Here is an 11,662-nt window from a genome sequence, read left to right as displayed (position 1 = left end):
ATCTGCCAGCGTGAGCCACCTGTGGTGGCGCGTCGCCCCCGGCCGGTGGCTCACGGCCTTCTTGAGAAGGCCCCCCAGGAGGTATCCGCATGACTGCCCAAGCCCAGGCCATCGCGGCCAGCAGCCCGCCCACGCGCAGCGGCTTCCGGCTGACCCCTGGCGCCCTCGTGGTGCCGGCGGTGCTGTACCTGATCCTGACCACCCAGGTTCCGTTCTTCATGACCATCTACTACAGCTTCTTCAACTACAACCTGACCATTCCCGGCAACCGGCCCTTCGTGGGCTTCGAGAATTACGTCGGGTTGCTGACCGACCCGCAGAACTTCCGGGTGATCCTCAACACCCTGGTGCTGACTGGCGGGACCTTGATCATCACGCTGGTGCTGGGCGCTCTGCTGGCGATGCTGCTCAACCGACCCTTTCTGGGCCGCGCCCTGGTGCGCACCGTCCTGATCAGCAGCTTCCTGGTGATGCCGGTGGTCACGGCGGTGGTCTGGAAGAACATGCTGCTCAACCCGGTGTTCGGGTTTTTCAGCTGGATGGTCGCCAAGCTCGGCGGCGTGCCGGTGGACTGGCTGGCCGCGCATCCGATGGGCAGCATCATCGCGATGGTCAGCTGGGAATGGACGCCCTTCGCCATGCTGATCCTGCTGACCGGCCTGCAGAGCCTGCCGGACGACCAGATCGAGGCGGCGCGGCTGGACGGCGCCAACCCCTGGCAGGAGTTCCGGCACATCGTGCTGCCGCACTGGACCCAGGCGCTGGAGGTGGTGATCCTGCTGGAGACCATCAGCGTGCTGCAGGTGTACGGTGAAATCTACGCCAGCACCTCCGGCGGCCCGGGGGTGGCCACCACCAACCTGCCGTACTTCATCTACCAGAAGGCCTTTGCCGAGTACAACATCGGGGTGGCGAGCGCGGCGGGCGTGATCGCCGTGATCCTGACCAACATCCTGGCCATCTTCATGCTGCGCCTGATCAGCCGCAACGTCAGCACTGGAGGACACGCATGACCACCCTGCCGGCCAAACCCACCGCTGTGCGTCAGACCGCCCCGAACCGGACCGGGCAGCAGCTGCAGAAGATCGCGCTGACGGTGCTGACGTACCTGCTGGCCTTCGTGTTCTTCTTCCCGATCCTGTGGATGCTGCTGGCCGCCTTCAAGACCGAGGCGCAGGCCTTTGCCATCCCGCCGGTGTTCACCTTCTCCCCGATTCTCGACAACTTCCGCACCGCGCTCGGCACCTACTTCCCGGCGCTGACGCACTCGCTGGTGGCGGCGCTGGGCAGCACCGTGCTGGCCTTCGTGCTGGGCCTGCCCGCCGCCTTCGCGCTGGCGGTCTACCCCAGCCGGCGGGCGCGGGGCATCCTGACCTGGATGCTCAGCACCAAGTTCATGCCAGCGGTGGGCGTGATCGTGCCGCTGTTCCTGATCTTCAAGAACCTGCACCTGCTCGACACGCTGCCGGGCCTGATCCTGATGTACACCACCATGAACCTGCCGCTGGTGGTGTGGATGATGCACAGCTACATGACGGAAATTCCCTTCGCCATCTACGAGGCGGCCAAGGTGGACGGCGCGACCGTGTGGCAGGAGTTCTTCGGTATCGCGCTGCCGCTCAGCCTGCCGGGCATCAGTGCCACCGCCCTGCTGGCCATCATCTTCGCGTGGAATGAGGTGTTCTTCGCGCTGAACCTGACCAGCTCCGACGCGGCCCCGCTGAGCGTGTTCATCGGCTCCTTCAAGACCTCTGAGGGGTTGTTCTGGGCGCAGATGAGCGCCGCCGCCGTACTGACGGTGCTGCCGGTGATGATCTTCGGCTGGGTGGCCCAGCGGCAGCTGGTGCGTGGCCTGAGCTTCGGCGCCGTCAAGTAGCGCGGGGGCAGAGGTCGCCCCCTTCTCGCAAAGGGACCCGGGAGGGCTCATCATGGTCAAACTCAATCTGGCGGCGCTGGCCAGCCTCGGCCCGGCCGTTGAGGTCCCGCGCTACGACCCGCGGCAGCTCACCACCGGCATCGTCCACTTCGGGGTCGGCGGCTTCCACCGCTCGCACCAGGCGATGTACCTTGATCGCCTGCTGAATGCCGGCGGCGCGGACACCTGGGCCATCTGCGGGGTGGGGGTGCTGCCGGGCGACGTGCAGATGCGCGACGTGTTTCAGGCGCAGGACCAGCTCTATACCCTGGTGACCCGCTCGCCGGAAGGGGTGCAGGAGGCGCGGGTCATCGGGGCGATTCACCGCTTCCTGTTCGCGCCGGATGACCCGGAGGCGGTGCTGGAAGTGCTGGCCGACCCGGCCACCCGCATCGTGTCGCTGACCGTCACCGAGGGCGGCTACAGCCTCAACAACGCCACCGGCGAGTTCGACCCGTCCGGCGCGGACGTGCAGCATGACCTGCAGCCGGGCGCGGTCCCCCGGAGCACCTTCGGCTTCCTGACCGAAGGGTTGCGCCGGCGCCGCGAGCGCGGCGTCGCCCCGTTCACAGTGGTGTCGTGCGACAACATCCAGGGCAACGGCCACGTCACCCAGCGGGTGCTGACCGCCTTCGCCCGGCTGAAGGACCCGCAGCTGGGCGAGTGGATCGCGCAGCAGGTGGCATTCCCGAACTCGATGGTGGACCGCATCACGCCGGTCACCACCGACCAGACCCGGCAGGAGGTGCAGCGCGACTACGGCCTGGAGGACCGCTGGCCGGTGGTGGCCGAGAGCTTCACCCAGTGGGTGCTGGAGGACCATTTCACCCTGGGCCGCCCAGCGCTGGACAGGGTGGGCGTGCAGCTGGTACAGGACGTGGAGCCGTACGAGCTGATGAAACTGCGGCTGCTCAACGCGTCCCATCAGGCGATGAGCTACCTGGGCCTGCTGGCCGGGTACAGCTATGTGCATGACGTGTGCCGCGACCCGCTGTTCACGGCCTTTCTGCTCGGCTACATGCAGCGGGAGGCCATCCCGACGCTGCGGCCGGTGCCGGGCATTGACCTGGAGCGTTACTGCCACGACCTCGTCTCGCGCTTCTCCAGCCCGGCCATCCAGGACACCCTGGCGCGCCTGATTGTGGACGCCTCGGAGCGGATTCCCAAATTTCTGCTGCCGGTGGTGCGCGAGCAGCTGACGCGCGGCGGGGAGCTGGCGCACGCGGCGCTGGTGGTCGCGTCCTGGGCCGCCTACGTGGCGGCGGTGGGCCGCGGCGAGCAGCCGGCGCTGGTGGACCCCCGCGCCGAAGCGCTGCTGGCGGCGGCCGCCCAGGACCAGCAGACGCCCGGCGCCTTCCTAAACCTGCCGGACGTGTTCGGTGAGCTGGGCCAGGACGGGCGGTTCCGGGCCGCCTACCTGCAGGCCCGGGCCAGCCTGGCCGCCCTGGGGCCGCTGGGTGCCCTGCGCGCCGTGGGCGAGGCGCCGCAGACGGCCGGACCGTCGGCCTGAGCCGCCCCCCTCTTCTCCCCTCTTCCGAAAGGACCTGCATGCCCATCCTCGATCTTTTTCGTCTCGACGGCCAGACGGCCGTGGTGACCGGCGCCGCCCAGGGCATCGGCCTCGACATCGCGCGGGGGCTGGCCGAGGCGGGCGCCCACGTGATCGTCGCCGACCTGAACCCGGACCTGGGCGAGGCAGCAGCGGCCCAGCTGGGCGGCCGCTTCGAGCCGCTGAACGTCACCGACCCCGCCGCGGTGCGCGCGCTGGCCGAACGGCTGGGACCGGTGCAGGTGCTGGTGAACAACGCCGGCATTGTCCGCAACACCCCCGCCGAGGACACGCCCGACGACGACTGGCGGGCCGTGATGAACGTCAATCTGGACGGGGTGTTCTGGTGCTGCCGCGAGTTCGGCCGCGCCATGCTGCAGGCGGGGCGCGGCAGCATCGTCAGCACCGCCAGCATGAGCGGCATCATCTCCAACCACCCGCAGCCGCAGGCCGCCTACAACGCGAGCAAGGCAGCCGTGATGCACCTGACCCGCTCGCTGGCCGGCGAGTGGGCCGGGCGGGGCGTGCGGGTGAACGCGGTGGCGCCCGGCTACACCGCCACCCCGCTCACGAAGCGGGGCCTGGACACGCCGGAGTGGCGCGAGACCTGGCTCAAGGAAACCCCGATGGGTCGCCTGGCCGAGCCGGCCGAGATCGCTCCGGCGGTGCTGTACCTGGCGTCGGCCGCCAGCAGTTTCGTGACCGGCCACACCCTGGTGGTGGACGGGGGCTACACCGCATGGTGAGTGGACGAAAGGACCGGAGATGACGCAGCTGGAATCAAGAACGAGTGTGCTGCACGGCATCCGCGACCTGCGCTGGGAGACGCGTGAGGTGCCGCAGCCCGGGCCGCTGGAGGTGCGGGTGCGGGTGGGCCGCATCGGGGTGTGCGGCAGCGACGTGCATTACTACACCCACGGCCGCATCGGGGGCTTCGTGGTGGAGTCGCCGCTGGTGCTGGGCCACGAGGTGAGCGGCGTGGTGGAGGCGCTGGGCGAGGGGGTGACGCGCCTGCAGGTGGGCGACCGGGTGGCGCTGGAGCCGGGGGTGCCGTGCCGCCGCTGCCAGTACTGCAAGGGCGGCCACTACAACCTGTGTCCCCACATGACGTTCATGGCCACCCCGCCGGTCAACGGCGCGCTCTCCGAGTACGTGGTGTGGCCCGAGGACTTCACCTTCCGGGTGCCGGATCACCTCAGCGACGACGCGGCGGCGCTGCTGGAGCCGCTGGCGGTGGGCGTGTGGTCGGTGCGGCGTGGCGGGGTGCGGCCGGGCGACGCGGTGGCCGTGATCGGGGCCGGGCCGATCGGTTGCACCACCCTGCAGGCGGCCAGGGCCGCCGGGGCCACCACCCTGATTGCGGTGGACCTGGAAGACTTCCGGCTGGACCTGGCTCGCTCGCTGGGCGCCACCCACACCATCAACGCCCGCGAACAGGACGCCGTGGCCGTGATCCGCGAACTGACCGCGCAGCGCTCCGGCCTGCCGCTGTCGCACGGCGGGGTGGACGTGGCCTTCGAGACGGCCGGCAGCGTGCCCACCTGCCGCATGAGCCTGGAGGCGCCGCGGCCCGGCGGGGTCACGGTGCTGGTGGGGCTGCCGCCCGCGCCGGAGGTGAGCCTGGACATCGTGTCGGCCGCCAGCCGCGAGACCGACATCCGGGGCATCTTCCGTTACGCCAACTGCTACCCGGCGGCCATTGAGCTGGTGGCCAGCGGCGCCGTCAACCTGGACGCCCTGGTGACCCACCGGTACCGCTTCGACCAGACCCCGGAGGCGTTCGAGTTCGCCGACCGCGAGAAGAGAAGCAGCATGAAGGTGATGATCGACGTGGCCGGCGGCTGAGTGGCCCGCAGTGAGCTGCTGCTGATCGGCGGCCGTTCGGGGGTGGGCAAGACGCGGCTGGCCCTGACGCTGCATGAGCGGCTGAGCGCGGCGTCGGTGCAGCACGCGCTGATCGAGGGGGACACCCTGGACCTGGCCTATCCGCCGCCCTGGGCGCACGGCCTGGCGGCCCGCAACCTGGAGGCGATCTGGCACAACTACCGGCAGCTGGGGTACCGGCGGCTGATCTACACCAACACGCTCAGCGTGCTGCACAGCGCGGAACTGAGCCGCGCGATGGGTGACCGGCCGGTGGTGCGGGCCCTGCTACTGACCGCGACCGATCAGACCGCCGAGGAGCGGCTGCGGGGGCGCGAGACCGGCGCGTCACTCGCCCTCCATCTGGGGCGCAGCGCACGCCGGGCCGCCGAGCTGACGGCCGCACCCGCGTGGGTCCAGCGGCTCTCCACCGATGGGCTGACCCCGGACCGGCTGGCGTCGCAGGTGCTGGAGTGGACCGGCTGGCTGCCGGGGTGAGGCCAGCCGTGGGCCCTTACCAGCTGTCGAGGCCAAAGCCGTAGGTGCGGTTCAGGAAGCGGGCCAGTTCGGCGGCCAGCCGGCGGTGCGTCAGGACCGAGGGGTGAATGCCGTCCAGGCTGAAGCTCACCCCGAACGGGCTCTGCGCCGTGGGGATCAGCGGGCGGCCCGGCAGCTGGTCCAGCAGCGGATTCACGTCGAACACGCTGGCGCCCGCCTGGGCGGCCAGCTCACGGATGGCCGCGTTGTACGCCTGCACCGTCTGCTGGGCCTGCCGGTACTTCTCGGCGCTCAGCTCGGCCTCGGCGGGGCAGTGCAGCGGCCGCTCGCGGCTCACCCCGGCCAGCGCCACGCTGCTGAGGTAGGTGCCGCGCCCCTCGCAGCTCTGGTCCACCAGTCCCCCGGCCCGCAGCAGCGTGACCGGCATCAGGCCCGGCACGCGCGTCACGTCCGGCACCGTCAGCACCACCACCTCCGCGCCGCTGCGGGTCAACTGGGTGAGCAGCTGGGCGTACTCGGCGCGGAACTCAGCGGGTGGGGTGGCCTGCTCCGGGTGGCCGCGCAGGGTGGGCATCAGCACGTCATTGCTCCCGATCCAGAGCGTGATGAAGTGCGGGTGCCGCGAGAGTGCCGCCTGCAGCTGGGTGGTGCCGGCGCCCAGGATCAGCCGGTACTGCCGCTGGTCGTAGAGCAGCGGGTCCGGCACCCGCACGAAACGGTCGGTGGTTTCCAGCACGTCCAGCACCCGCGCTCCCGGCACCGCCACCACCTGGGTCGGCTGGGCCGGGTCCACCCGCACGCAGCTCTGGGCCAGCCGCCGGTCACGGTCGCCCACCTGCATGGGGGGCGGGCAACCGGGCGCCTGGAACAGCGGCATCTGCACGTCCAGGCCCGCCCGCTGCCCCAGCAGCACCGGATAGGCCTGCTGCTGGTCGCGCGCCACCAGCCCGCCCGATTGCATCCCGGCGGTCAGGCTGTCGCCCATCGCCACGTAGCCGCTCAGCTGCGGTCCGGCCTGCTGGCGGGGGGCACAGCCGAGCGTCAGCAGGCCCAGGGCGCCCAGCAGCATCTGTTTCAGTCGTTGACCCACGGCTCAGCCTCTCGTACCGCCGTGCAGATTGGGTGAAGCCGGGGCATCCCTCCCATTATGGCGGGCTAGCATAAGCCTTATGATTTCTGCCCCCAGCCTGACCCTGGCGTTCCTGGCCGGGCTGATCTCGTTTCTCTCGCCGTGCGTGCTGCCGCTGGTGCCCAGCTACCTGGGCGTGATCGGCGGGCCGCGCGCGCCGCTGGGCCGGGCGCTGGGCTTCATCCTGGGCTTCGGCCTGGTGTTCATCATTCTCGGGGCCACCGCCAGCAGCCTGGGCTCGCTGCTGGCCCCGCACAAGATCGTGCTGGGCCGGGTGGCCGGCGCCCTGATCATGTTCTTCGGGCTGACCATGCTGGGCGTGATCCGGCTGCCGTTCCTGATGCGCGACACCCGTGGCCTGGGCGCGGCGGACCGCTACGGCCCGGTGGCGCTGGGCGCCGCCTTCGCGTTCGGCTGGAGCCCCTGTCTGGGGCCGGTGCTGGGCAGCATCCTGGGCCTGGCCGCCAGCAGCGCCAGCCTGCCCAGCGGGGTGGGCCTGCTGGCGGTGTACACCCTGGGGCTGGCGGTGCCGTTCCTGCTGGCCGCGCTGCTGTGGGAGCGGCTGGGCCTGCGGCGGCTGAACCGTTACGCCGGCATCGTGGAGCGCATTGGCGGGGCGGTGCTGGTGATCGTGGGCCTGCTGATGCTCAGCGGGGAGTTCACCCGGCTGGCGGGCCTGTTCTACGCCATCATGCCGCAATGGATGAAGGTCTGAGCGCGCCGGTCGGGGCGCCGTACGCGGTGCAGCTGCGCGGCATCTGGGTCCGGCTGGGCCGCGACGCGGTGCTGCGGGGCCTGGACCTGGACGTGGCGGTGGGCGAGGCGGTCACGCTGCTGGGCCGCAACGGGGCCGGCAAGACCACCCTGCTGCGGCTGCTCGCCTCGGCCCTGTCGCCGGTGCGCGGGGAGGGGCGGCTGTTCGGCTACGACCTGCGCGACCGCCGCAGCGTGCGCGAGCACGTGCACCTGCTGGGCCACGAGCTGGGCCTCTACCCGGACCTGACCCCGGCCGAGAACCTGACCTTCGCACTGCGGATGCATGGCCAGCCGGGGGACGTGGCGGCGGCCCTGGCGCGGGTCGGGCTGGAGCAGGCCGCCGGGCGGCGGGTGCGCTTCCTGTCGGCCGGCATGAAAAAGCGGCTGATGCTGGCCCGCCTGCTGCTGCTGGCGCGCCCGCTGACGCTGGTGGACGAGCCGTTCGCCAACCTGGACGCCGACGGGCGGCAGCTGGCGCTGGAGGTGCTGCAGGAGGCGCGGCAGGCCGGCTGCACCCTGATCATCGCGGCCCACGAGCCGGAGCTGAGCCTGCAGGTGGCCGAGCGGGCTGTGCTGCTGGACGGCGGGGTGGTGCAGTGAGGACGGCATTGCTGATCGCGGTCAAGGACTGGCAGCTGGCCGGCCGCACCCGCGACACCCTGCTCTCCACCGCCTTCTTTGCCGGGCTGGTACTGATGGTGCTGGGGCTGGCGCTGGGCCCGGACGCCGAGCGGCTGCGCCCGGCGGCCGCGGGCGCGGTCTGGAGCGCGCTGGCGCTGGCCTCGGCGGTGGCGGCCGGCCGGGCCTTCGCCGCCGAGCAGGAAGCCGGCGCGCTGGAACAGCTGACGCTCTATCCGGGGCCGCACGGCGGGCTGTACCTGGGCAAGCTGCTCGGCACCGCGTCCCAGCTGCTGCTGCTCTCGGTGCTGGTGCTGCCGCTGGGCCTGCTGTTCTTCGGGGCCATCGGGGCGGGGGTGGGCGTGCCGTGGGGGCCGCTGATCCTGACCACCCTGCTGGGCGTGCTGGGCCTGGGCGCCTCCAGCACCTTCTATGCCGCCATCACGGTCAACCTGCGCGCCCGCGAGGCGCTGCTGCCGGCGCTGGCCTTTCCGGTGCTGATTCCGGTGGTGCTCAGCACGGTGCAGGCCACCAGCCTGCTGCTGTCGGGTGGCTGGTCGGCGCAGGTGGGCAGCTGGCTCAGCTTCCTGGCCCTCTTCGACGCCTCGATGGTGATCGTGTCCACCCTGCTGTTCCCGTTCGTGCTGGAGAACTGAGGAGAAGGATCAGGCTGCGGGGGCGGGGCGGGCTGGCTCGGTGCGGCGGCCGGCGTCGGCCAGCATGGCGCCCACCACGATCAGGAACATCGGCGTGACGGTCGGCACGAAGAACCACGCCAGCAGGTAGATCGGGTACGGCAGCGCCGAGACCAGGAAGCTGAGCAGCGAGGCGCGGCCCTCGCGGGCCACCCGCCGCAGCGCGGTCCAGATCAGGCCCAACAGCAGCAGGAAGCCCACCAGCCCGTGCGAGTACAGCATGTCGAAGACCACGTCATGGGCGCGCGGGTACAGCAGCGCGCCGCTGCGCGTCTGGCCGGTGGCGGCGTCGGTGACGGTGTAGCTGTTGCCGGTGTAGGTGATCTGGTTCTGCGCTGGAATGCCGAGTTCGGCCCGGAACAGGCTGCGGGCGTCGTCGGGCGAGAGGTGGGTGAAGACCTGCCCGGCCAGCGTCTCGTCGCCCCAGCCGGTGATGGGCCGCTCCAGAAAAGCGCTCCAGGCCCCCTTCCACAGGTACAGCCGGGGCCGGAAGCTGCCGGTGGAGTCGTAGCTCTTGTAGGCGGGGGCCGTCCGGCCCAGGCTGGTGGCGGTGCTGGTGGTCAGGGCCGGCAGGGCCAGGATGCTCACGGCATACACCAGCAGGGCAGCCAGCGGCGTGCGCCACTGGCGCTGCGCGGCCCCTGCGCCCAGCCACAGCAGCAGGCACACGCCCACCCCCAGCGTGGCGGCGGTGGTGGTGCACAGGCCCAGACCCACCAGCCCGGCCACCAGCCACACCCAGAACCACGCGTCGCGCCGCTCGCGCCGGTAGAAGTACACCGGGGCCAGCGCCATGATCGCGTACCAGCCGCCCAGGTACTGCCGGAACCCCACCGTGCCGGCCGGATAGATCGGGGTGGACGAGCGGATCCAGGCTTCCAGTGGGCGCAATCCCAGCGTCTCCAGCACCGTGAACAGCAGCATCACGGCGGTGGTGACGCTCAGCGCCCGTGCGGTCCAGCGCGGCTGGGCATACGCGGCGTACACCACGCCCACCAGCAGGCTGAGCAGCTGCATCACGCTGCCGAAGCGGATCGAGGAAGCGCCCAGGAAGGCGGTGGCCGGATCCACCGACCACACCGACGCCAGCACCAGCCACACCACATACAGCGCGGCCAGCATCCCCGCCAGCGGCCAGCGCCGGGCCGGGGCCACGCCGCGCTGAATCAGCAGCCACAGGCCCACGACCGCCAGCAGCGCGATCAGCAGGTACATCCGGATTGGATAGAGGTTGCCCTGCACCGACCCGGCAGGGTTGAAGGCCAGGGCGAAAGCGAAGAGCGGCACGAACACGGTGAGCAGCTGCTGGATGGCGCGCATGGCCTCCAGCCTACCTGTTCTGCGCCGCTCAGCCGTCCAGCTGCACCCGCACGAACTTGTCCTTGCCCTTCTGCAGCACCAGCCCGCCGGCCGGAATGCTCAGGCTGCCCTGCGGGTCGGCGTACACCTCGCCGTCAATCTTCAGGCCGCGGTTCTGGATCAACTTGCGGGCCGCCCCGTTGCTGGGTTCCAGCCCGGCCAGCGCCACCAGCCGCGCGGCGCTGACGCGGCCCGCCTCGTTCAGCTCGCCGGCGGCCACCGTCACCTGCGGGATGTTCTGGGGAATGCCCCCCTTCGCCACCGAGCGGAAGCGGTCCAGCGCCGCGTCCAGGTCCGCGTCCGGGTGCAGCCAGCCGGTCACCTCGCGCGCCAGCCGGATGTGCGCCTCCACCGGGTGGCCGGCCAGCAGCCGCTCGATCTCCTCGCGCGGCAGATCAGTGAGCAGCGTGAAGTAGTTGTCCAGCAGCGGGTCCGGCACCTTCATCAGCCCGGCGAACATCACGTCCGGCGCGTCGGTCAGGCCGATGTAGTTGTCCAGGCTCTTGGACATCTTCTCCACGCCGTCCAGCCCCACCAGCAGCGGCAGCGTCAGCACGATCTGCGGCGCCTGATCGTAGTCGCGCTGCAGGGCGCGGCCCACCAGGTTGTTGAACAGCTGGTCGGTGCCGCCGAGCTCCACGTCCGCCTCCAGCGCCACGCTGTCGTAGCCCTGGGTCAGCGGGTACAGCAGTTCGTGCAGGCTGATGGGCGTGCCGCTCTCGAAGCGTTTCTTGAAGTCGTCGCGCTCCATGATGCGCGCCACGGTGTAGCGGCTGGCCAGCCGGATCACGTCGGCGTAGCCCATCGGCTCCAGCCACTCGCTGTTGAAGCGCAGCTCCAGCACCTCCGGCTCGCCGCGCAGAATCAGCCGGCACTGCTCCAGGTAGCTCTGGGCGTTGGCGCGGGTCTGCTCCAGCGTGACCGGCGGGCGGGTCTTGCTCTTGCCACTGGGGTCGCCGATCATCGCGGTAAAGTCTCCGATCAGCATGATGACCTTGTGGCCCAGGTCCTGAAACTGCCGCATCTTGCGCAGGATCACCGCGTGGCCCAGATGCAGGTCCGGCCGGGTCGGGTCGGCGCCCAGCTTCACCCGCAGCGGGGTGCCGCGCTCCAGCCGGGCTTTCAGGTCCTCCTCCGACACCAGGTCCACCACGCCGCGCTTCAGGAGGTCGAGTTGCTGCTGTACCGGCAGGCCAGGCTGAATATCGTTCATGTGTGCTCCAAAAGAGCGGCGCACCGCTGAAGGGTGCGCCGCCTGCTGAGATGTCGGGCTGAGTCTG

The 11,662-nt window shown here is 70.8% G+C and carries 12 protein-coding genes; 9 read left to right on the top strand and 3 right to left on the bottom strand.

What is annotated here, in order from left to right; translation table 11 throughout:
• The first annotated feature begins 89 nt into the window (after window positions 1-89).
• From ABOD76_RS10065 to ABOD76_RS10040, 6 genes are read left to right on the top strand one after another with little or no spacing between them, the layout of a single operon-like run.
• Entirely contained in the window at window positions 90-1,013 is a 924-nt protein-coding gene (locus ABOD76_RS10065) for a carbohydrate ABC transporter permease (protein WP_350244699.1), read from the top strand.
• Entirely contained in the window at window positions 1,010-1,876 is an 867-nt protein-coding gene (locus tag ABOD76_RS10060) for a carbohydrate ABC transporter permease (RefSeq protein ID WP_350244698.1), read from the top strand. The genes ABOD76_RS10065 and ABOD76_RS10060 overlap by 4 nt, the downstream gene beginning before the upstream one ends.
• A gap of 52 nt (window positions 1,877-1,928) precedes the next feature.
• Entirely contained in the window at window positions 1,929-3,425 is a 1,497-nt protein-coding gene (locus ABOD76_RS10055; protein WP_350244697.1) for a mannitol dehydrogenase family protein, read from the top strand.
• Window positions 3,426-3,463: 38 nt separating this feature from the next.
• Complete coding sequence (locus tag ABOD76_RS10050; protein WP_350244696.1) at window positions 3,464-4,210, top strand: SDR family NAD(P)-dependent oxidoreductase; 747 nt, start codon at window positions 3,464-3,466, stop codon at window positions 4,208-4,210.
• A 19-nt stretch (window positions 4,211-4,229) separates the two neighbouring features.
• Entirely contained in the window at window positions 4,230-5,309 is a 1,080-nt protein-coding gene (locus ABOD76_RS10045; protein ID WP_350244695.1) for an NAD(P)-dependent alcohol dehydrogenase, read from the top strand.
• Window positions 5,310-5,825: a hypothetical protein gene (locus ABOD76_RS10040; protein ID WP_350244694.1), complete on the top strand. Its 516-nt coding sequence runs from the start codon at window positions 5,310-5,312 to the stop codon at window positions 5,823-5,825.
• A gap of 16 nt (window positions 5,826-5,841) precedes the next feature.
• On the opposite strand, the gene ABOD76_RS10035 is transcribed toward ABOD76_RS10040, so the two are convergent.
• Window positions 5,842-6,915: an SGNH/GDSL hydrolase family protein gene (locus ABOD76_RS10035; RefSeq protein WP_350244693.1), complete on the bottom strand. Its 1,074-nt coding sequence runs from the start codon at window positions 6,913-6,915 to the stop codon at window positions 5,842-5,844.
• A gap of 79 nt (window positions 6,916-6,994) precedes the next feature.
• Between ABOD76_RS10035 and ABOD76_RS10030 the strand changes: the two genes are divergently transcribed.
• The 3 genes from ABOD76_RS10030 to ABOD76_RS10020 are packed head-to-tail and all read left to right on the top strand — an operon-like array spanning window position 6,995 to window position 8,984.
• Window positions 6,995-7,669 (top strand): cytochrome c biogenesis CcdA family protein, encoded by a 675-nt coding sequence (locus ABOD76_RS10030; RefSeq protein ID WP_350244692.1) that lies wholly within the window; start codon window positions 6,995-6,997, stop codon window positions 7,667-7,669.
• Window positions 7,654-8,310, top strand: coding sequence for a heme ABC exporter ATP-binding protein CcmA (ccmA, locus tag ABOD76_RS10025; RefSeq protein WP_350244691.1), 657 nt, complete (start codon window positions 7,654-7,656; stop codon window positions 8,308-8,310). Before ABOD76_RS10030 ends, ccmA begins: the two co-directional genes overlap by 16 nt.
• Window positions 8,307-8,984 (top strand): heme exporter protein CcmB, encoded by a 678-nt coding sequence (locus tag ABOD76_RS10020; protein WP_350244690.1) that lies wholly within the window; start codon window positions 8,307-8,309, stop codon window positions 8,982-8,984. The genes ccmA and ABOD76_RS10020 overlap by 4 nt, the downstream gene beginning before the upstream one ends.
• 9 nt (window positions 8,985-8,993) lie before the next feature.
• Here the strand turns inward: ABOD76_RS10020 and ABOD76_RS10015 are convergent, their stop codons facing one another.
• The gene (locus ABOD76_RS10015; protein ID WP_350244689.1) at window positions 8,994-10,343 is read right to left on the bottom strand and encodes an O-antigen ligase family protein; all 1,350 of its coding nucleotides are present in this window, start codon (window positions 10,341-10,343) and stop codon (window positions 8,994-8,996) included.
• A 28-nt stretch (window positions 10,344-10,371) separates the two neighbouring features.
• Entirely contained in the window at window positions 10,372-11,595 is a 1,224-nt protein-coding gene (gene tyrS / locus ABOD76_RS10010) for a tyrosine--tRNA ligase (protein ID WP_350244688.1), read from the bottom strand.
• Between the last annotated feature and the right edge of the window lie 67 nt (window positions 11,596-11,662).

The organism is Deinococcus sonorensis KR-87, assembly GCF_040256395.1.
In the GTDB taxonomy this organism is placed as follows: domain Bacteria; phylum Deinococcota; class Deinococci; order Deinococcales; family Deinococcaceae; genus Deinococcus; species Deinococcus sonorensis.
The sequence above is the reverse complement of the archived record's forward strand: the minus strand, read 5'-3'. Positions and strand labels throughout refer to the sequence as shown.